The sequence below is a fragment of the Pseudooceanicola lipolyticus genome (genome assembly GCF_002786325.1).
GTDB classification, from domain to species: Bacteria; Pseudomonadota; Alphaproteobacteria; order Rhodobacterales; family Rhodobacteraceae; genus Pseudooceanicola_C; species Pseudooceanicola_C lipolyticus.
Map to the genome: position 1 here is coordinate 1 of NZ_PGTB01000072.1, position 19,381 is coordinate 19,381.

Annotated in this window: 19 protein-coding genes; 7 read left to right on the forward strand and 12 right to left on the reverse strand. The window is 66.0% G+C overall.

Annotated elements, in window-relative coordinates; genetic code table 11:
- On the reverse strand, positions 1-321 hold a 321-nt coding region (locus tag CVM52_RS15420), incomplete at its 3' end, for a MarR family winged helix-turn-helix transcriptional regulator (protein WP_100163376.1).
- 139 nt (positions 322-460) lie between these two features.
- Between CVM52_RS15420 and CVM52_RS15425 the strand changes: the two genes are divergently transcribed.
- Together CVM52_RS15425 and CVM52_RS15430 are read left to right on the forward strand one after the other, a co-directional pair.
- Positions 461-934 carry a VOC family protein gene (locus CVM52_RS15425; protein ID WP_100163377.1) on the forward strand — a complete coding sequence of 158 codons (474 nt, stop codon included), beginning with the start codon at positions 461-463 and terminating at the stop codon, positions 932-934.
- Entirely contained in the window at positions 931-1,284 is a 354-nt protein-coding gene (locus CVM52_RS15430; protein ID WP_100163378.1) for a DUF1428 domain-containing protein, read from the forward strand. The genes CVM52_RS15425 and CVM52_RS15430 overlap by 4 nt, the downstream gene beginning before the upstream one ends.
- Before the next feature lie 10 nt (positions 1,285-1,294).
- Here the strand turns inward: CVM52_RS15430 and CVM52_RS15435 are convergent, their stop codons facing one another.
- The gene (locus tag CVM52_RS15435; RefSeq protein ID WP_100163379.1) at positions 1,295-2,170 is read right to left on the reverse strand and encodes a polysaccharide deacetylase family protein; all 876 of its coding nucleotides are present in this window, start codon (positions 2,168-2,170) and stop codon (positions 1,295-1,297) included.
- Between the two features lie 185 nt (positions 2,171-2,355).
- Here CVM52_RS15435 and CVM52_RS15440 point away from each other — a divergent pair, with 185 nt between their 5' ends.
- On the forward strand, positions 2,356-3,534 hold the full coding sequence (locus CVM52_RS15440; RefSeq protein WP_100163380.1) for an NAD(P)/FAD-dependent oxidoreductase: 1,179 nt from the start codon (positions 2,356-2,358) through the stop codon (positions 3,532-3,534).
- Positions 3,535-3,548: 14 nt separating this feature from the next.
- On the opposite strand, the gene CVM52_RS15445 is transcribed toward CVM52_RS15440, so the two are convergent.
- The 7 genes from CVM52_RS15445 to CVM52_RS15475 all read right to left on the reverse strand — a co-directional run bounded on the left by CVM52_RS15445 (position 3,549) and on the right by CVM52_RS15475 (position 12,135).
- On the reverse strand, positions 3,549-4,769 hold the full coding sequence (locus CVM52_RS15445; RefSeq protein WP_370303862.1) for a phenylacetate--CoA ligase family protein: 1,221 nt from the start codon (positions 4,767-4,769) through the stop codon (positions 3,549-3,551).
- Positions 4,770-4,838: 69 nt separating this feature from the next.
- Positions 4,839-5,675 carry an ABC transporter ATP-binding protein gene (locus CVM52_RS15450; RefSeq protein ID WP_100163382.1) on the reverse strand — a complete coding sequence of 279 codons (837 nt, stop codon included), beginning with the start codon at positions 5,673-5,675 and terminating at the stop codon, positions 4,839-4,841.
- Positions 5,676-5,786: 111 nt separating this feature from the next.
- Positions 5,787-7,070 (reverse strand): ABC transporter substrate-binding protein, encoded by a 1,284-nt coding sequence (locus tag CVM52_RS15455; protein WP_100163383.1) that lies wholly within the window; start codon positions 7,068-7,070, stop codon positions 5,787-5,789.
- A 75-nt stretch (positions 7,071-7,145) separates the two neighbouring features.
- Positions 7,146-8,222 carry a branched-chain amino acid ABC transporter permease gene (locus CVM52_RS15460; protein ID WP_100163384.1) on the reverse strand — a complete coding sequence of 359 codons (1,077 nt, stop codon included), beginning with the start codon at positions 8,220-8,222 and terminating at the stop codon, positions 7,146-7,148.
- 37 nt (positions 8,223-8,259) lie between these two features.
- Positions 8,260-9,246 (reverse strand): branched-chain amino acid ABC transporter permease, encoded by a 987-nt coding sequence (locus CVM52_RS15465; RefSeq protein WP_100163385.1) that lies wholly within the window; start codon positions 9,244-9,246, stop codon positions 8,260-8,262.
- Positions 9,247-9,275: 29 nt separating this feature from the next.
- Positions 9,276-10,094, reverse strand: a complete 819-nt coding sequence (locus CVM52_RS15470) for an ABC transporter ATP-binding protein (RefSeq protein WP_100163392.1) — start codon at positions 10,092-10,094, stop codon at positions 9,276-9,278.
- Between the two features lie 67 nt (positions 10,095-10,161).
- Positions 10,162-12,135, reverse strand: a complete 1,974-nt coding sequence (locus tag CVM52_RS15475; RefSeq protein WP_100163386.1) for an AMP-binding protein — start codon at positions 12,133-12,135, stop codon at positions 10,162-10,164.
- Positions 12,136-12,344: 209 nt separating this feature from the next.
- Here CVM52_RS15475 and CVM52_RS15480 point away from each other — a divergent pair, with 209 nt between their 5' ends.
- Positions 12,345-14,240 (forward strand): hybrid sensor histidine kinase/response regulator, encoded by a 1,896-nt coding sequence (locus CVM52_RS15480; RefSeq protein WP_100163387.1) that lies wholly within the window; start codon positions 12,345-12,347, stop codon positions 14,238-14,240.
- 39 nt (positions 14,241-14,279) lie between these two features.
- On the opposite strand, the gene CVM52_RS15485 is transcribed toward CVM52_RS15480, so the two are convergent.
- Entirely contained in the window at positions 14,280-14,819 is a 540-nt protein-coding gene (locus CVM52_RS15485; RefSeq protein ID WP_100163388.1) for a DUF6647 family protein, read from the reverse strand.
- Between the two features lie 111 nt (positions 14,820-14,930).
- Between CVM52_RS15485 and CVM52_RS15490 the strand changes: the two genes are divergently transcribed.
- Together CVM52_RS15490 and CVM52_RS15495 are read left to right on the forward strand one after the other, a co-directional pair.
- Positions 14,931-15,842 (forward strand): LysR substrate-binding domain-containing protein, encoded by a 912-nt coding sequence (locus CVM52_RS15490; protein ID WP_100163389.1) that lies wholly within the window; start codon positions 14,931-14,933, stop codon positions 15,840-15,842.
- Complete coding sequence (locus CVM52_RS15495; RefSeq protein ID WP_100163390.1) at positions 15,842-16,543, forward strand: response regulator transcription factor; 702 nt, start codon at positions 15,842-15,844, stop codon at positions 16,541-16,543. Before CVM52_RS15490 ends, CVM52_RS15495 begins: the two co-directional genes overlap by 1 nt.
- Positions 16,544-16,545: 2 nt before the next feature.
- On the opposite strand, the gene CVM52_RS15500 is transcribed toward CVM52_RS15495, so the two are convergent.
- Positions 16,546-17,748: a hydantoinase/carbamoylase family amidase gene (locus CVM52_RS15500; protein WP_100163393.1), complete on the reverse strand. Its 1,203-nt coding sequence runs from the start codon at positions 17,746-17,748 to the stop codon at positions 16,546-16,548.
- A gap of 173 nt (positions 17,749-17,921) precedes the next feature.
- Here CVM52_RS15500 and CVM52_RS15505 point away from each other — a divergent pair, with 173 nt between their 5' ends.
- Positions 17,922-18,575 carry a histidine phosphatase family protein gene (locus CVM52_RS15505; protein ID WP_100163391.1) on the forward strand — a complete coding sequence of 218 codons (654 nt, stop codon included), beginning with the start codon at positions 17,922-17,924 and terminating at the stop codon, positions 18,573-18,575.
- A 5-nt stretch (positions 18,576-18,580) separates the two neighbouring features.
- On the opposite strand, the gene cobA is transcribed toward CVM52_RS15505, so the two are convergent.
- Positions 18,581-19,327: a uroporphyrinogen-III C-methyltransferase gene (gene cobA, locus CVM52_RS15510; protein WP_240620978.1), complete on the reverse strand. Its 747-nt coding sequence runs from the start codon at positions 19,325-19,327 to the stop codon at positions 18,581-18,583.
- Between the last annotated feature and the right edge of the window lie 54 nt (positions 19,328-19,381).

The window sequence follows — 19,381 nt, forward strand, 5'->3', positions numbered from 1 at the left end:
CGCCTCCGTCAGGCGCAGCCGGCGGCTGCGCCGGTCTTGCGTGTCGGGTTCGACCTGCACCAGCCCGCGCCGTTCCAGCGGTTTCAGGTTGGCGGTCAGCGTGGTGCGGTCCATCGCCAGCAGCTGCGCCACCGCGCCCAGCGCCGGCGGGTCGGGGCGGTTCAGCGCCATCAGCAGCGAGAACTGCCCGTGGCTGAGCCCGGACTCGCGCAGCGCCTCGTCAAACCGCCGGCCGATGGCGCGCGCGGCCCGCTGCAAATGCAGGCACAGGCAGCGGTCGCGCACTTCGTGAGTGATGGTGATCGGCAGGTCTTGTCGCATGGTCAAATATAGGTTGATATCAACATAAATGTCAAATAGGACTCAGGCCAGATGGGAGAGGGAATCGGAAGATGCAGATCATGGTCAATCTGGCGGGCGCGACCCTGGCACCCAGCCGCCCCCTGAAGGAGCAAAGCCGATGAGCCGGATTCGCACCTGCCTGTGGTACAAGACCGAGGCCGAAGAGGCGGCACAGTTCTATACCTCGATCATTCCCAACAGCAGTATCGAAAGCGTCGACCGCCCCGGCCCCGGCGCGCCGCCGGTGCTGGTGCATTTCAGCCTGGATGGCGTGCCCTATTCGGCGTTGAACGGCGGGCAAGAGATGCCGCACAGCTCGGCCGCCTCGATCGTGGTGCGCACCGAAGACCAGGCCGAGACCGACCGGCTGTGGCAGGCGATCCTGGATCACGGCGGCACCGAGGTGCAATGCGGCTGGATCACCGACCGCTATGGCCTGTCCTGGCAGATCGTGCCCCGGCGGCTGAGCGAGCTGATGTTCGATGCCGATGCGGCCGCGTCACAGCGGGTTTATGCCGCGATGCTAAAGATGGTGAAGCTGGATGTCGCCGCGCTGGAGGCGGCGTATGAGGGCAAGGAGGACAACGCATGAGTTATATCGACGGGTTTGTCGCGGCGGTGCCGACGGCGAAGAAACAAGACTATATCGCCTTCTGCAAGCTGATGGGCCAGGTGATGAAAGACTGCGGGGCGCAGCAGGTTGTCGATTGCTGGGGTGATGACGTGCCCGAGGGCAAGGTGACCTCGTTCCCGATGGCGGTGAAGGCCGAGAAAGACGAAACCGTCTGCTTTGGCTGGGTGATCTGGCCGGACAAGCCCACCCGCGATGCCGGGATGGAGCAGATGATGAAGGATCCGCGCTGCGCGCCGGATCAAAACCCGATGCCGTTTGACGGTATGCGGATGATCTTTGGCGGGTTCGAACCCCTTTCCGGACTGTAGACGCCTCGTTTCAGGGCCGGTCGGCAAAGGCTTCGGCGATGGCGCCGGCGGTGGTGAACCAGACCCGGTCGCCCCCGCGCTCCTGCATATAGCGCAGCGCTTCTTCCAACGGGCCGGCGCGATGCGCCTGCCCCATCAGATAACCATGCAGCGCGATGCCCATGACCAAGGGCCGCCGGGCGCTTTCCGCCAACATCAGGTCGAAGGCGTCGCGGATCATCTCGGCAAACTCGCGCGCTTCGCGTTTGCGGGCGACGATCTGCGGTATGTCGTTCAGTTCCTGCGGATAGGGCACCGACAGGATCCGCCCGGTTCGCGTGGTCATCCAGACCGGTTGGTCATCATGGCACCAGTCCAGCACATAGCTGTATCCCGCCTCGTGCAGCAGATCGGGGGTGACCGCACTTTGTGAAATCCACGGGCCAAGCCAGCCGGCCGGCGCCCTGCCCTCCTGTTCGGCCAGCGTGGCGGTTGCCTCGGCAATCAGCGCCGTTTCCTCGGCCTCGGTCAATATGCCCTGGCGCTCGGCATTGCTGCGGCCGTGGCCGGCAATCTCGTCTCCGCGCGCGCGAAAGCTTTCGATCAGGCCGGGGCATTCGGTATAGACCGCGCTGTTGGCCAGCACCGTGCAGGGCAGTCCGAGACGGTCGAACATTTCGCGCAGGCGCGGCAGCCCGACCCGGTTGCCATAGTCGCGCCAGGCATAGTTCAGCACGTCGGGCTGCGGGCCGCCCGGCGCCAGCTCGGCCCCCAGACCGCTGCCATAGGCGAAAACCTCGGCGTTCAGCCCCAGATACACCGCCAGCCGCCGGCCACCCGGCCAGTTGAAGTCGGCGCGGCTGGCGATGTCGGAATAGCCATAGCGATGATGATGCGGCAATTTCATGTGACGTCCCGGACCGTGATGCCGCACCGTTCAACGGCAAGCAGCAGATGTCGATGGATCTGGCCGCTTTTGCCGTTCTGCACCCTGCGCTTTGCCCATTTTCTGCCCGCTGCGCGCGCGGCCCGTTGCGCCCCGGCGCGCCGCGACCCATAACGCGTGGCACCAACCGAGGGAGAGAGCGGCACATGGCAGACCAGTTCGAGGTGATCGTGGTTGGCGCCGGGCTGATGGGCAGCGCGGCGGCCCGCCACCTGGCCGAAATGGGTGTCGATGTCGCGCTGGTCGGTCCCGGGGAACCCACGGACAAATCCAGCCATGACGGCGTGTTTGCCAGCCATTACGATCAGGCACGGATCACCCGCAAGCTGGACGCCGATGCCGGATGGGCCAAGATCGCCGCCGCCGCGATCGAGCGCTATCGCGCGTTGGAGCAGCGCAGCGGCATCCGCTTTTTCGAAGAGGCAGGATCGCTGATCGCGGGTCCGCAGAGCGGCGCGGCGGCGGAGTTTCTGCACGATGTGCGCGCGGTGGGAACCGCGCAGGCGGTCGGGTTCGAGTCCCTGGCGGGGGAGGCGCTGAGCGGACGTTTCCCGTTTTTCGCCTTTCCCGACGGTATCGAGGCGCTGTTCGAGGCAAGCCAAGCCGGGTGGCTGAACCCGCGTGCCCATATCCGTGCCCAGATCGCCCTGGCCGAGGCACAGGGGGCGAAACACCACCGGGCCGAAGTGGCACGGGTCGAGGAACAGGCCGGTCATGCCGCGGTGCACTGCGCCGATGGCACCGTATTGCGGGCCGACCGGGTGGTGATTGCCTGCGGCGGCTTTTCGAAGTCGCAGGCGCTGTTGCCGCAGCCGATCCCGCTCACCGTCTATGCCCGCACCATCAGCTTTTTCGAGATCGACGCCGAAGAGGCGGCGCGGCTGGCCGCGATGCCATCGCTGATCTACGACGCGCCAGCACCGGGACTACATATCTATGTCCTGCCGCCGGTGGCCTATCCTGACGGCACCATCCGGATCAAGCTGGGCGGCGATCCGGTGGACGTGGAATTGCACGGCACCGCCGAGATCAAGGAATGGTTCCGCAGCGGCGGCAGCCCCGAGGTCAGCGCGCAACTGGCCGAGGCGCTGCAGACCCTGATGCCGGATCTCAGATACCGGGCGATCAGCCATGACAGCTGTGTCACCGCCTTTACGCCGACGGGCAAACCTCTGATCTATCCGCAGACCGACCGCATCGTCGCGCTGACCGGCGGCAACGGGGTCGGGGCAAAATGTGCCGACGAGCTGGGGCGGCTGGGCGCCATGGTGGCCACCGGCCAAGGCATCCCGACAAACCTGTACGGCGCCGATTTCCGGCCCTGAGGCAGCGCCATGCCTCAGTCGTATTTGCGCTGATCCTCGATCACCAGCCCGTCTTTCGGCAGCGAGCCGGGCGCCACCACCTCGATCACGCCTTTCAGCTTCAGCACGTCGGCAACGGTGCGGGCATAGGCCGAGCCATCGTTGCCCGGCGCCTCGACCTGGACGGTCATGGTGTCCATGTCGCCCTCGCGGCGGGCGATGACGCGGGCCTTGACGATCTCGGCATGTTTGGCCACCAGCGCCGCCACCTGTTCGGGGCGGATGAACATGCCCTTGATCTTGGCGGTCTGGTCGGCGCGCCCCATCCAGCCCTTGATGCGCATATTTGTCCGCCCGCAGGGGCTGATGCCGTCCATCACCGCGCTGAGATCGCCTGTGGCAAAGCGGATCAGCGGGTAATCGGGGTTCAGCGTGGTCACCACCACCTCGCCCACCTCGCCGGGGGCGACCGGGTCGCCGGTGCCGGGGGTGACGATTTCGATCACCACATGCTCATCGGCGATCATCCCCTCCATCGCCGGGCTTTCATAAGCGATGTTGCCCAGGTCGGCGGTGGCATAGGATTGCAGGCAGAGAATGCCGCGATCCTTGTAATCCTGGCGCAGCGACGGGAACAGCGCCCCGCCCCCGACCGCCGCCTTGGTGATCGCCAGTTGCACGCCCATCTCGTCGGCCTTGTCCAGGATCACCTTCAGGTAATCCGGCGTGCCGGCATAGACGGTGCTGCCGATATCGCGCGCGGCGGTGACCTGCAATTCGGTCTGGCCGGTGCCGGCGGGCAGCACCGCGGCGCCGACGGCGCGCGCGCCGCTTTCAAAGATCATCCCGGCCGGGGTCAGGTGATAGCCGAAACAGTTCTGCACGATGTCACCCGGCCCGATCCCGGCGGCGTGCAGCACCCGGCCGATGCGCCACCAGTCGCGGTCGATGCCGCCGGGTTCGTAGATCGGGCCCGGCGATTGGAAGATATGGGCGAATTGCGCCGCCGGTTTCACCGAATAGCCGCCGAATGGCGGCTGCGCCGCCTGCGCCTTGCCCAGGCTGGATTTGCGCAGCACCGGCAGGCTTGCAAGGTCAGCCACCGAGGTGATCGCCTGCGGGTCGACATGTTTCAGGGTCTCGGCATAGCCCGGCAGCGCCTGGGCGCGGGCGATCTGCCGAGGCAGGGCCTGCGCCAGATCGGCGGCGCGCTGATCGGCGCTGCGGGTTTCCAGAGCATCATAATACCGGTCCACGATCGCCCCCTTCCTGTAATTCGCTCTGTTTCACCGACCGTCCGGGCCACCGGCTGGCGCCCGACCGGGTCATGACAGCCACCGCTTGCGCCGGCGGTACGAGCGCACGTCGCGGAACGACTTGCGCCCCTCGTCCGACATGCCGAGGTAGAATTCCTTCACATCCGGGTTTTCGCGCAGGTTCTTGGCCGGGCCGTCCATCACCACGCGGCCGGATTCGAGGATATAGCCGTAATGGGCAAAGCGCAGGGCAACATTGGTGTTCTGTTCCGCCAGCAGGAAGGACACGCCCTCCTGTTCGTTCAGGTTCTTCACGATGCCGAAGATTTCCTCGACCAGCTGCGGCGCCAGTCCCATCGAGGGTTCGTCCAGCAGGATGGTTTCCGGCTTGGCCATCATCGCCCGGCCGATGGCGCACATCTGCTGCTCGCCGCCCGAGGTATAGCCCGCCTGGCTTTTGCGCCGCTCCTTGAGCCGGGGGAAATAGGAATAGACCTTGTCGAGATCGGCCTCCATTTCGCCCTTGCCGGCCTTGCGGGTGTAAAATCCGGTCAGCAGGTTTTCCTCGACCGTCAGATGTTCGAAACAATGGCGGCCTTCCATCACCTGGATCACGCCGCGCCGCACCAGTTCGGCCGGATCGGCGGCGTGCACCGCCTCGCCGCGATAGCGGATCGAACCCTTGGTCACCTCGCCGCGTTCCGAGCGCAGCAGGTTGGAAATGGCCTTGAGCGTGGTGGTCTTGCCGGCGCCGTTGCCGCCCAGCAGCGCGGTGATGCCGCCCTTGGGCACTTTCAGGCTGACGCCTTTCAGAACGAGGATCACATGGTTGTAGATCACCTCGATATTGCTGACCTCCAGCAGGGTTTCGGTGGTGGTCTCCTGATGTGCGGCGGTGTCCAGCATGGCAATCCGTTCTTATATCTCTGGTCCGGCTTCGGGCCGGGGTGGAAGTGGCGGCGCGGCGTCACCACCGCGCCGCCGCAGGTCCGCTTGGGCACGGACCTGCGGTTGGGATCAGTTGCAGCGTTCCGCGATATTGTTTTCCGCCGCATAGGCCGCCGAATCCTCGGCGATCAGCGGATCGATAATTTCGCGGTCCGAGGCGATCCAGTCGGTGATCACGTCCCAGGTGCCTTCCGCGGCGTTCCACTGCTGCACCTTGCCCAGGCCCGAGCCGCCGTGATTGCCACAATCAACCGCGAATTCCGGTCCGAAATCGGGCAGGCCCAGCGACGTCATCGTCGCCTCGGTGATTTCCAGCGCCTCCATGCCGTCGCGCATCATCGCCGGCGTGATATCGGCGGTGCCGTGTATCTCCTGCGCCGCCTTCACCGCCTCGGCGGCCAGCAGCGCCGCATACATGCCCCGGTTATACAGCACGGTGCCGGCCTGGTCCCCGGCACCAGCCGCCTTGCCGGTATCGTAGACATGTTTCTTCAGATCCTCGTAGATCGGGTAGTGATCGCCGGGATTGGCCAGCGCCAGCGCCTTGTAGCCATTGGCACCCTCGCCCACCGGGATCACGTCATTCTCCGAGCCGGACCACCAGATGCCGATGAAATGATCCATCGGAAAGCGGATATTCGCGGCCTCCTGGATCGCCACCTGGTTCATCACGCCCCAGCCCCACATCATCACATAGTCGGGCTTTTCGCGGCGGATCTGCAGCCACTGGCTTTTCTGTTCCTGGCCCGGATGATCGACCGGCAGCAGCGACAGTTCATAGCCGTGTTTCTTCGACAGCTCCTCCAGCGTGCGGATCGGTTCCTTGCCATAGGCCGAGTTGTGATAGACCAGCGCGATCTTCTTGCCGCTCAGATCCTCGCCCTCCAGGCTCTGGATATGTTTGACCGCGATCGAGGCGCCGTCCCAATAGGTGGCGGGATAGTTGAACACCCATTCGAACACCTTGCCATTGGCCGCCGAGGTGCGGCCATAGCCCATGGAATGGATCGGGATGCCGTCGGCGGTGCCTTTGGGGATCAGCTGATAGGTGATACCGGTCGACAACGGCTGATAGACCAGCGCGCCTTCGCCCTTGGTCGATTCATAACATTCGACGCCTTTTTCGGTGTTATAGCCGGTTTCGCATTCGATCAGCCGCACCATCTCGCCGCCGATGCCGCCATCGCGTTCGTTCAGCAGGGTGAAGTAATCGGCATAGCCATCGGCAAACGGGATCCCGTTCGCCGCATAGGGGCCGGTGCGATAGCTGAGGCTGGGCATCACCAGATCCGCCAGCGCCGGCCCGGCGGCCAGCACGGCGCCCAGCGCCAGCGTTGCGAGTTTCAGTGTCATCGGGTCAGATCCTCCCTGTTGTTCTTGTCCGATGGATGATGGCGGGGCAGGCCCCGCCGGGTTCCGCGCCCCACCTCAATGCGGGAAGGGCCACAGTCTGAGTTTCTCCTTGGCGACGCGCCACAGCTGCGCCAACCCGTGCGGTTCCAGGATCAGGAAGGTCACGATCAGACCGCCCACGATCAGCAGCTGGAAATGCGCAACGATGTCGGTGGGCCAGCCCATCATGTCGACCCCCAGCACCTTGAGCGCCACCGGCAGCAGCACCAGGAAGGCCGCCCCGGCAAACGAGCCGAAGATCGAGCCCAGCCCGCCGATGATCACCATGAACAGCACCAGGAACGATTTCTGGATGCCGAACACCTCGCCCACCTCGACCGCGCCCAGGTAGACCGCGAAGAACAGCGCCCCCGAGACGCCGACGAAAAACGACGAGATGGCAAAGGCGCTGAGCTTGGCGCGCAGCGGGTTCACCCCGATGATCTCGGCGGCGATGTCCATGTCGCGGATCGCCATCCAACTGCGGCCCAGCCTGCCGCGCGTCAGGTTGCGGGCGATGATGGCGCTGACCACGCAGAACACCAGGCAGAACAGATAGGTCGCCCAGGCCTCGGTATTGGGGCCGGTCACCTCGATGCCGAACACCGTGCGCTCGGGCGCGCTGATCTGGCCCGAGGCGGAATAGTTGTAGAACCACGGCACCCGGTTGAACAGCCAGACCAGGAAGAACTGCGCCGCCAGCGTCGCCACCGCCAGGTAAAAACCTTTGATGCGCAGGCTGGGCAGGCCGAACAGCACCCCGACCCCGGCGGTGATGCCGCCGGCCAGGATGACGTGGAAGAAGATGTTCACCTCGGGAAAGGCGGTCATCAGCTTGTAACAGGCATAGGCGCCCACCGCCATGAACCCGCCGGTGCCCAGGCTGACCTGGCCGCAATAGCCGGTCAGGATGTTCAGCCCGATGGCGGCGATGGCATAGATCAGGAAGGGCAGCAGGAGCGCGTTGGCCCAGTAATCGTTGATCAGGAACGGCACCACCAGGAAGGCCACCGCCAGCACCGCATAGTACCGGTAGCGGTCGAAGCGGATCGGGAAGGTCTGCCCGTCCCCGGTATAGCTGGTGTGGAAATCGCCGGCCTCGCGGTAAATCATCGCCCTGCCCCCATTTCAGTTGCGCCTGTCGCCATGGTCACACCCTTTCGATGATACGTTCGCCGAACAGGCCCTGCGGCCGGAACACCAGGAACAGCAGCGCCAGCACATAGGCGAACCAGTTTTCGGTGGCGCCGCCCAGCATCGGGCCCAGCAGGAATTCGAACAGTTTCTCGCCGACCCCGATGATCAGCCCGCCGACAATGGCGCCGGGGATCGAGGTGAAGCCGCCCAGCATCAGCACCGGCAGCGCCTTGAGCGCGATCAGGCTGAGCGAGAACTGCACCCCCGACTTGGCGCCCCACATGATGCCGGCCACCAGCGCCACGAAGCCCGCCAGCGACCAGACCAGCACCCAGATGAAATTCAGCGAAATGCCCACCGACAGCGCCGCCTGGTGGTCGTCGGCCACCGCCCGCAGCGCCCGGCCCTCGCGGGTGTATTGGCTGAACGCCATCAGCGCCAGCACCAGCAGCGCCGCGATCACCGTGGCGATGATGTCCAGGTTGTCGATGAAAAAGCCGTAGCCAAACGCCTCGAAGGTGATCTGGTCGATGGTTTCGTTGATGCCCTGCGGGATGCCGACATCCAGCGTCTTGATCTCGGAACCCCACATCAGGTCCGAAAGACCTTCGAGGAAATAGGCCAGCCCGATCGTCGCCATGAACAGGATGATCGGTTCCTGGTTGACCAGGTGGCGCATCACCAGCCGCTGCACCAGCCAGGCCAGCAGGATCATCACCCCGGTGGTCAGCAGGATCGCCACCACCGCGTTCAGATGCCAGCCGAAATGATGCAGGTCGGTGCCGAAGATGGCGTTGATCAGATGCGAAAACGGCACCTGGCCGTCCATGATCCCCACCAGCGTCGCCGCCGCGAACAGCGCCATCACCCCCTGGGCATAGTTGAAGATGCCCGAGGCCTTGAAGATCAGCACGAAGCCCAGCGCCACCAGCGCGTAAAGCACCCCGGCCATCAGCCCGTTGATCGTCACCTCGATGGCAAAGAGAAGCTGGTCAGGCATATGTCCCCCCGAATGTCGCTGTGTCCCGCTCAGTCATGCGCCACCCCCAGATAGGCATCGATCACCTCCTGGTTGCGGCGCACCTCGTCGGGCGGGCCGTCGCCGATCTTTTTGCCGTAATCCATCACCACCACCCGGTCCGACAGGTCCATCACCACGCCCATGTCATGTTCGATCAGCGCGATGGTGGTGCCGAATTCATCATTCACGTCGAGGATGAAGCGGCTCATGTCCTCCTTCTCCTCCACGTTCATGCCGGCCATCGGTTCGTCCAGCAGCAGCAGCTTGGGTTCGGCCGCCAGCGCACGGGCCAGTTCCACCCGCTTTTTCAGCCCGTAGGGCAGCCGCGCCACCGGTGTCTTGCGGATCGACTGGATCTCGAGGAAATCGATGATCCGCTCGGCCATCTCGCGGTTGGCGACCTCTTCGGCCTCGGCCCGGCCCTTCCAGATCGCCTGCGACAGCAGGCCGGATTTCATATGGGTCAGCCGCCCGGTCATCACGTTGTCCAGCACCGACATGCCCTCGAACAGGGCGATGTTCTGGAAAGTGCGGGCGATGCCCTGGCGCGCCACCTCGTAGGGTTTCATCGGCGGCCGTTTCTTGCCGCGGAACCAGACCTCGCCCTCCTGCGGCACGTAAAATCCCGAGATCACGTTCAGCATCGAGGATTTGCCGGCACCGTTGGGGCCGATGATGGCGCGGATCTCGCCCTCGCGGATGTCGAAGGAGATGTCCTCGATCGCCACCACGCCGCCAAAGCGCAGGGTGATGTTCTTCATCTCCATCACCACGCCGCCGATCTTGCGGCCATCCGCGGTGGTATAGCCTTCGCTTACATCCAGCACGCCGCCCTGCCCTTCCTCTTCATGCACATACTCACAAAACCGGCCCCGCCACCTGCGCCGCCACCGGTCATTCCGCCGCCATCGGCTTGGCGCTGACCGGCACCACCGCCGCCTTGCGGATCTCCAGCGTGGCGCTGATCGCACCCTTGCGGCCATCCTCATAGGTCACTTCGGTGCGGGTGCTGACGCGGTCCGAGCCGTCATACAGCGCCTCGATGATATCGGCGTATTTGTCCTCGATGATCCGGCGGCGCACCTTGCGGGTGCGGGTCAGTTCGCCATCATCGGCGTCCAGTTCCTTGTGCAGCACCACGAAGCGATGCACCTGGCAGCCCGCCAGCATCGGATCCTCGGCGACCGAGCGGTTGACCTCCTCGACATGGTCCTGGACGGTTTCCAGCACCCGGGGATGACCGGCCAGTTCCTGGTAGGAGGAATAGGCGATATTGTTGCGTTCGGCCCAGTTGCCCACCGCGTTCAGGTCGATGTTGATAAAGGCGGTGCATTCGCTGCGGCCATTGCCGAAGACCACCGCCTCCAGGATATTGGGGAAGAATTTCAGTTTGTTCTCGACATATTTGGGCGCGAACATGGCGCCGTCGGCCATCTTGCCCACGTCCTTGGCGCGGTCGATGATGCGCAGGTGGCCGGTTTCCTCCTCGATAAAGCCGGCATCGCCGGTGGCGACCCAGCCTTCGGCATCCTTGGTGCCCGCGGTGCTTTCGGGATTCTTGTAATATTCCACGAAAACGCCGGGCGAGCGGTAGAACACCTCGCCGCTATCGCCGATCTTCAGCTCGACCCCCGGGCTGGGCACGCCCACCGTATCCGAGCGCACCTCGCCATCGGGTTGGGCGGTGATGAACACCGTCGCCTCGGTCTGGCCGTAAAGCTGTTTCAGGTTGATGCCCAGCGACCGGTAGAAATCGAAGATCTCGGGGCCGATCGCCTCGCCGGCGGTATAGCCGACGCGGATGCGCGAGAAGCCCATGGTGTTTTTCAGCGGCCCGTAGACCAGCAGGTTGCCCAGCGCGTATTTGACCCGGTCGCCCAGCCCCACCGGCTTGCCGTCCAGGATCTTGCCGCCGACATTGCGGGCATGGGCCATGAAATGGTCGAACATGCGCTTTTTCAGCCGGCCGGCATCTTCCATCCGGATCATCACCGTGGTCAGCAGCGTTTCGAAGACGCGCGGCGGCGCGAAGAAATAGGTCGGCCCGATCTCGCGCAGGTCGGTCATCATCGTCGCTTCGGATTCCGGGCAGTTCACGCAGAACCCGGCCCAATAGGCCTGGCCGATCGAGAAGACGAAATCGCCGACCCAGGCCATCGGCAGATAGGCCAGGATCTCTTCGCCGCGGGTCAGCGTATCGAAATCGCTGGAGGACTTGGCGCTTTCGATCACGTTGCGGTTGGACAGCACCACGCCCTTGGGCTTGCCGGTGGTGCCCGAGGTGTAGAGCATCACGCAGGGGCTGTCATAATCCAGCTTGGCCTCGCGGGCCTTCAATTCGCCCATCAGCTCGTCGCGGGCGGCGCGGCCCTGGTCCTGGACATGGGAAAACTGGTGCAGGTGGGTGTGGTCGTATTTGCGCAGGCCGCGCGGGTCGAGATAGATCAGGTGTTCGAACTGGGTCAGCCGGTCCTTGATCTCGATGATCTTGTCGACCTGTTCCTGATCGCCCACCACCGCAAAGCGGGCGCCGCAATGATCCAGCACATAGGCCATCTCTTCGGCGACCGAATCCTGGTAGACCGGCACCGGCACCGCGCCGACCATCTGCGCGGCGACCATCGACCAGTAGAGCGACGGCCGGTTGCGGCCGATGATGGCGATGAAATCGCCTTGGTTGACCCCCAGGTTCAGCAGGCCCAGCGCCAGCGCCTCGATCTGCTGTTCGGTGTCGGACCAGCTCCAGCATTGCCAGATGCCGAATTCCTTTTCGCGATAGGCCGGCGATTCCGCGAAGCTGGCAGCATTGCGGCGCAGCAACGCCGGAACGGAAGCAAAGGCCCGGGACTCGGGCTGCGTCTGCGACAAGTTGTACTCCTCCCCTGACGGCTTTGCCGACACACGGCCGCTTTGGCGGCTCTGTCCTCCAACAGAACTGCCAGTACACTCGGCGTCAACTTTTTCCTGATGTTTTCCTAATTCCAACGAATTGTAACAACGGCGGCGGCGGTGGCGTTTCGCTTTGCCCGCGGGCGCCGGGATGCTAGCCATGGCAGGGGAGGACCACGCCCTTGGACATGACCGACCGCCAGAAACAGGCGCTGATGACCGCCGGGCTGAACCTGATCGGCCAGGCGCTGAGCATCTATGACAGCGACCTCAGGCTGGCGATCTGCAACGAACCGTTCCGCCGCATGTTCAACCTGCCCAAGCACCTGACCACCCCCGGCGCTTCCTTCGAGGATACCATTCGCCACCTGGCGGTGACCGGTGAATACGGGCCGGTCGACGACTTGGAGAATTTTGTCAAAACCCGGGTCGACCAGGCCCGCGACTTCGAACCGCATTACATGGAACGCACCCGGTCGAACGGGCGAATGATCTCGGTGGAGGGCTCGCCGCTGCCGCAGGGCGGCTGGATCACCGTCTATACCGACATCTCGCGCACCAAGCGGGTCGAGCGGCTGCTGCGCGCCCGCTCGGAAGAGCTGAGCGGCCAGATCCTGGCCCATACCGAGGAATTGTCGGCCACCAACCGCGAGCTGGCGGCGACGATCACCGCGCTGGAAGAGACCAAGCGCCAGTTGACCGAGATCGAAAGCCGCACCCGGCTGACCGCCGAGATGATGCCGGCCCATATCGCCCATGTCGACGGCGACGGCTATTACACCTATTCCAACCGGCGGCTGAATTCGGTGATGCCGGGCCGCCCTTCGGATATTGTCGGGCGGCAGATGGCCGAGGTGCTGGGCCCCGGCAATTATCCCACCATCGAACCCTACCTGGCCGCGGCCTATGCCGGTGACAGCGCGGTTTTCGAATTTACCGAGGATCACGCCTCGCGCCGGATCCGCGCGGCACTCACCCCGGACGGCGCCGGCGGGGTCTATATCCTGTCGATGGACATCACCGAGGAAACCCAGGCCCGCACCGCCCTGCAACAGAGCCGCCGCCGCGCCACCGCCGCGCAGCTGACCAGCGGGCTGGCGCATGACCTGTCCAACCTGCTGACCATCATCCTCGGGATGCAGGGCAAGCTGGACAAGATGGGGCTGGGCCCCGCCGCCTCGGAGCTGATCGCCGCGACCCGCACCGCCGCACGGCGCGGCGGGCGGCTGCTGAACCGCATCGCCGACATGACCGGCCAGCGCACGCCGCGGCCGCAGCCCACCGACATGCACGCGGTGCTGCACGAGCTCAAGCTGCTCGCCACGCCCAGCCTGCCGCGGGCGGTGGGGTTGTCGGTGCTGGACAACACGCCCGACCAGCCGCTGATGCTGGATCCGGGCATGTTGCAGGACGCGCTGGTGAATCTGATCCTGAACGCCCGCGATGCCTGCGGCACGTCGGGGCAGATCATCGTCAGCGCCCATCTGGTTGGGCAGACCTGGATCGAACTCACGGTGTCCGACACCGGCCCCGGTTTCTCGCCCGATGCGCTGACCAAGGCGGTCGAGCCGTTTTTCACCACCAAGGGCGGCGAAGGCTCGGGGCTGGGCCTGTCGATGGTCTATGACATGGTCAAGCTGGCCGGTGGCGACCTGCGGCGGGCCAATACCGCCGAGGGAGCTAGCGTCACCCTGCGGCTGCCTTACCGCGCCGCACCCGAGGTGGCGGGCGGTCTGGCGCTGTTGGTCGAGGACAGCGAGGATCTGCGGCCCATGTTCCGCGACATGCTGATCGGGCTGGGCTATTCGGTGATCGAAGCGACCTCGGCCGACGAGGCCGCCGCCATCGCCGCCGACCTGCCCGATATCGCCCTGGTGCTAAGCGATATCCAGCTGCAGGGCGGCGCCACCGGGCTGGACCTGCTGGAACGGGTGCGCGGCACCGGGTTGCCCTGCATCCTGATGACCTCGCTGCCGCCCGACCACGCTCTGCACCGCGCGGCACTGGCCCGCGTGCCGGTGCTGCGCAAACCCTTTGGCGCCACCGAATTGGCGGCGCTGTTGCAGGCCGAGGCGGCAGAGTAACCCACCGGTGACCGGTCGTATTTCCTGTTTGCGGCGCGCTCAGTCGGGGTGAATGTCGCGCGGGGTACAGCCGGCATCCAGCACCACGGCCACCCAGTTCACCGCCGCGCGCTGGCCAAAGGTGCCGAGCCAGGCGTCCTGCAGCCGATAGGCCGACAATTCCTGCGCCGCCGGACAATACCAGTGATGCGGCTGCTGGCGATGGTGGACCAGTTCGTGCAGCAGCACGCTGACATCATCGGAATTCCGCGGGTTCCACGGCCGCACCAGCAGGATTTCCGCCCTGTCCGGGTCATACAGCCCGCGCAGCCGCCCCCGTTGCAAACTGCCCGAGGCGCCCTGGCGCGCCTGGGCCTCCCATGGGCTGACCAGGCGAATATGCGGCGCGGCGGCGCGGCGGGGCCAGTCGCTGTGCCGGTCCAGCCAGTCGTCCAGCGCGTTCACCAGCCCGTGCATATTGTCGGCGTCGCGCCATTCGGCCACCGGTTGAGTGGCAGTGGCGGGCTGGCCGGGCAGGAGGGTTGGGCACAGGATGGCGAGGGCCGTGGCAAGGGCCACGGCAAGCTGGCGTCGGGGCATGGCGCCCTCCGGATGCTGGTTTGAGTTTTGACATCCCCATGCTACGATGGAAAAATTCCGGCACCGAACGATCACTTTTCAGGCTCGCATGAGCTCAGTTCAGGCAGACAGATGGGACGCAGTCTTCCGCCATTCGCCGCCGTTCGGGCCTTTGAGGCCACCGCACGGCACTTGTCGGTCAAGGCCGCGGCGGAAGAGCTGTGCCTGACCGCCTCGGCGCTCAGCCACCAGATCAAGGCGCTGGAGGGCTTTCTCGACACCCAGCTGTTCGAACGGTCCGGCAATCGCATCGCGCTGACCCTGACCGGCGCGGCCTATGCCGGGAAGCTGACCCATCTGCTGGACAGCATGCAGGACGAAACCGATGCGGTCCGCGAAAACCGGGGCGTGCTGAGGGTTTTGTCGACGCCGGGTTTTGCCGCGCGCTGGCTGGTGCCGCGCCTGCCGCGGCTGGAATTTGCGCAGGACATCCGGCTGCGGGTCTCCAACGGTGCGCCCTCGCTCGACTTTGCCAGCAATGATGCCGATGTGGTCATTCAATGGAGCGACCGGCCCACGCCGGGCCTGCTGGTCGAGCCGTTGATGGCCTCGGCGCGCTATCCGGTGATCGCGCCGGCGCTGCGCGAGCGGCTGCAGGTCAGGCGGCCGGAGGACCTGCTGCGGCTGACGCTGTTTTACGACGAGACCGACGATGCCTGGCCGGAATGGTTTGCCGCCGCCGGCCTTGGTGGCGCGACCCTGCCGCCAGGGCCGACCTATCCCAATTGCGAGCTGTCCACCACGATGGTCGAGCAGCAGCAGGGCGTATCCCTGGCCTATGACGCGGTGGTCCGGGGCACGCTGGCCTCGGGCCGGCTTGAGCGGCTGTTCGACATCACCACCCGGCCGATGGCGATCTATGCCATCGCCACCCCGCAGGCCAAGGCCGAGCAGCCGCAGATCGCGGCCTTCCGGCACTGGCTGCGGCGCGAGGCCGAGGCCGAGGGCGTGGTTCCCCAGCACCACACCGAGGCAGCCGAATAGTGACCGCGCCGCTGGTTACCATCCTCGATGACGAGGCCGAGATCCGCAGCATCCTGACCGAAGTGCTGCAAGAGGCCGGGTTCCGCACCCAGTCCTTTGCCCGCGCCCGCGAATTCGAGGCGGCGCTGAACCATGTCACACCGGATGTCTGCCTCGTCGACCTGTCGCTGCCCGATACCGACGGGCTGGCGCTGGTGCACCGGCTGGCGCTGGAACGCGGCGCGGCGGTGATCATCATCTCGGGCCGGGCGCAGGTGCAGGACCGGGTGACCGGGCTGGAACTGGGCGCCGATGACTATATCACCAAGCCCTTCGACCCGGCCGAGGTGATCGCCCGCATCCGCGCGCGCATCCGCTCGGGCCGCCCGGCCCTGCCCGCCGGCAACACCGCGCGGTTTGCCGGCTGGACCGCGCATTTCGACCGCTACGCGCTGGAAGACGAGGCCGGGCGCGAAACGCCGTTTTCCCATGCCGAGGGCGAGGTGCTGCGCATCTTCCTGGAAAGCCCCAAGCGCCTGGTCAGCCGCGCCCAGATGCAGGAGGCGCTGGGCGGGGCGGCAGGCGAAAGTTTCGACCGGGCGATGGATGTGCGCATCTCGCGGCTGCGCACCAAGCTGCGCGAGGATCCAAAGAACCCGCGCCTGATCAAGACGATCTACGGCGCCGGTTACATCTTTCTGGGCGATGTCAGCTGGAGCTGAGCCTAGCCCGACAGGCGCGGCACCGCGTGGGCCAGCACCCGCAGCCCTGCCACCAGATCATCCTCGGCGGTGTCCTCGGCAAAGGCGTGGCTGATGCCGCCGATCGAGGGCACGAACAGCATCGCCACCGGCATCAGGTTCGACAGGTTGGTGCTGTCATGCAGCGCGCCCGAGGGCAGGATCTGCCAGCGGCCCGGCGCCACCTGCCTGGCGCCTTCCTCCAGCGCGGCGAACAGGCGCCGGTCCATCGCCACCGGCTGCAGCCCCAGCATCGGCCCGAAGGACAGCGACAGGTCACGCGCATCAGCCACTTCGGAGGCCACCGTGCGGATGATCTCTTCCATCCGATCCAGCCGTTCGGCAGAGCCGTCGCGCCACTGCATCGAGAATACCGCCCGCCCCGCCACGATCGACGAGGCATTGGGATGCAAGGCCACATGCCCGATGGTCCAGACCGTTGCCGGTGTCACCACGCCGGAAAAATGCGCGTTGATCTCGGCGGTGAAGGCGGCCAGCGCCTGGAAGGCGTCGCGGCGCAGATGCATCGGCGTGGTGCCGGCATGGTTCTGCTGACCGTCGAAGGTGATGCGCATGTCGCGGATGCCGACGATATCGGTGACCACGCCGATCTGCCCGCCGGTGCTGTCCAGCGTCGGGCCCTGTTCGATATGCAGCTCAAGAAACCCGGTAAAGCGGCCGGGATCGACAAAATCCCCGGCCAGGTCGGCCAGTTTCGCCCGTTCGGCGGCAAAGCCGATGCCGGCGTGATCGACCAGCGCGTCGGCCTCGGCCAGCGGCAGGGTGCCGGACCAGATGGCGCTGCCGGTGGTGACACCAAAGCGGCCCTCTTCGTCCTGGAAACTCACCACCGAGACCGGCGGCCCGCCGCTGTCGCGCGCGGCGCGCGCCACTTCCAGCGCCGCGATCACCCCCAGCGCACCGTCCAGCCAGCCGCCTTCGGGCTGGCTGTCGGAATGTGACCCCATCAACAGCGATGGCCCCTCTGCCAGCCCGAACAGGTTGCCGACCGGGTCGAAATGCGGCGTCAGTCCGGCCTCGGCAAAGCGCGCGGCCAGCCATTTGCGCGCGGCGATATCGGCCTCGGAAAAGGCCGGGCGCACCACCCCCTTGCCCAGCCCGGCGGCGCCGAAGCCGCGCAGGGTGTGCAGATCCTGAAGAAAGCGGTCCGGATTGACGGGGATCATCGATGCGCCTCCTGCCTTGGGTCTGCCGCGACCATAGGACATCGGCGGCGCGATGTCGCCGCCGAAGCCATTGGCGCCCCTGACGCCGGAAAAATGCCGCCGCCGGTGGCGCCTGCCCTTTCCACCGGCGCCGGTGCGGCCTAGAAGGGCGCCGAACCAGAGCACAGGTGCCCATGTCCCATATCACCCTTGTCCGCCACGGCCAGGCCAATACCCAGGCCCGCGACGAACTGAGCTATGACCGGCTGAGCGAGCTGGGGCACCAGCAGGCGGCCTGGCTGGGCGATTACCTGCGGACCACGGCAAGCCAGCACACCCGCCTGTATTGCGGCACCCTGACCCGCCACATCCAGACCGCCGAGTCGATGGCGATGGGCGGCGAGGTGGTGCAAGACCCGCGGTTGAACGAGCTGGAATATTTCAACCTGGCCCGGCTGTTGGAAGAGCAGCACGGCATCGCCGTGCCACAGGGGCGCGAAGCTTTTGTCGAACATATGCCGCAGGTCTTCAACGCCTGGCAGAACGATGAACTCACCGACCCGCCCGAAAGTTTTGCCGCCTTCGAAAGCCGCGTGACCGAAGCGCTGGCCGAGATCGCCCAGGGCGACGGCCCGGCGCTGGTGGTCACCTCGGGCGGGCTGATCGCGATGGTGATGCGCCAGGTGCTGGGGCTGGACACGCCGGCGATGGCGCGGATGGCCCTGGCGATCATGAACACCTCGATGCACCGGCTGTTCCCGATCGGCAAACAGCTGTCGCCGGTGCTGTTCAACGCGGTGCCGCATCTGGACACGCCCGAACGGCAATTCGCCCAGACGCATATGTAATCGCGCTACGCGGCGGCCGAGGCCGCCCGCGCGGCGGCCAGCGATTTGGGATAGCGCACGAACAGGATGGCCGGGCTTTTCAGCCCTTCGTCGCGAATGGTCTCGGCCAGCCGGTCCAGCGTGGTGGCGGCGTGGCGTTCGCGCGCCGTGCTGACCGCAGCGATGATGTCGACGGGACAGGCGCCCGGCGCACCCGCCGCGATCAGGTCGCGGCTGACCTCGGCAGCCTTGTCCACCGCCATGTAGAAGGTGACGGCAGTGCCGGGATGGGCCAGGCGCGCCCGGTCGGGGCTGGCATCGCCGGGGCGGCAGGTGCCGGTGGTGATGACCAGCGTGTCGGTTTCGCCGCGTTCGGTCAGCGGCCGTTTCAGGCTGGCGGCGGCGGCCGAGGCGGCGGTGATGCCGGGCACGATCTCGACCTCGATCCCGGCGGCCTCGGCGGCGGCCAGTTCCTCGCAGGCACGGCCGAAGATCGACGGATCGCCGGATTTCAGCCGCACCACCCGCCGCCCCTTGGCCGCCTCGGCCACGATCAGGCGGTCGATCTTGTGCTGCGGCCAGGCGCAGGCGCCGACATCCTTGCCGACATAGACGCGGTCGGCGTCGCGGCGGGCCAATTCCAGCACCTCGGGATCGACCAGCCGGTCGTAGAAGATGATGTCGGCCTGCTGCAGCCGCTGCACCGCGCGCATGGTCAGCAGGTCGCGCGCCCCCGGCCCGGCCCCGACCAGCGCGATATGGCCCTGCGGCACAGGCGCCGCGCCGGCTTCGATCGCCTGTTTCAGCAGGTCGGCCGCCGCCCGTTC

Coding starts and splice junctions, on each gene's coding strand:
- CVM52_RS15485 (WP_100163388.1), bottom strand. CDS start 14,819: ATGCCCCGACGCCAGCTTGCCGTGGCCCTTGCCACGGCCCTCGCCATC.
- CVM52_RS15450 (WP_100163382.1), bottom strand. CDS start 5,675: ATGCTGGACACCGCCGCACATCAGGAGACCACCACCGAAACCCTGCTG.
- CVM52_RS15490 (WP_100163389.1), top strand. CDS start 14,931: ATGGGACGCAGTCTTCCGCCATTCGCCGCCGTTCGGGCCTTTGAGGCC.
- CVM52_RS15505 (WP_100163391.1), top strand. CDS start 17,922: ATGTCCCATATCACCCTTGTCCGCCACGGCCAGGCCAATACCCAGGCC.
- CVM52_RS15500 (WP_100163393.1), bottom strand. CDS start 17,748: ATGATCCCCGTCAATCCGGACCGCTTTCTTCAGGATCTGCACACCCTG.
- CVM52_RS15460 (WP_100163384.1), bottom strand. CDS start 8,222: ATGATTTACCGCGAGGCCGGCGATTTCCACACCAGCTATACCGGGGAC.
- CVM52_RS15425 (WP_100163377.1), top strand. CDS start 461: ATGAGCCGGATTCGCACCTGCCTGTGGTACAAGACCGAGGCCGAAGAG.
- CVM52_RS15435 (WP_100163379.1), bottom strand. CDS start 2,170: ATGAAATTGCCGCATCATCATCGCTATGGCTATTCCGACATCGCCAGC.
- CVM52_RS15465 (WP_100163385.1), bottom strand. CDS start 9,246: ATGCCTGACCAGCTTCTCTTTGCCATCGAGGTGACGATCAACGGGCTG.
- CVM52_RS15430 (WP_100163378.1), top strand. CDS start 931: ATGAGTTATATCGACGGGTTTGTCGCGGCGGTGCCGACGGCGAAGAAA.
- CVM52_RS15480 (WP_100163387.1), top strand. CDS start 12,345: ATGACCGACCGCCAGAAACAGGCGCTGATGACCGCCGGGCTGAACCTG.
- CVM52_RS15440 (WP_100163380.1), top strand. CDS start 2,356: ATGGCAGACCAGTTCGAGGTGATCGTGGTTGGCGCCGGGCTGATGGGC.
- CVM52_RS15455 (WP_100163383.1), bottom strand. CDS start 7,070: ATGACACTGAAACTCGCAACGCTGGCGCTGGGCGCCGTGCTGGCCGCC.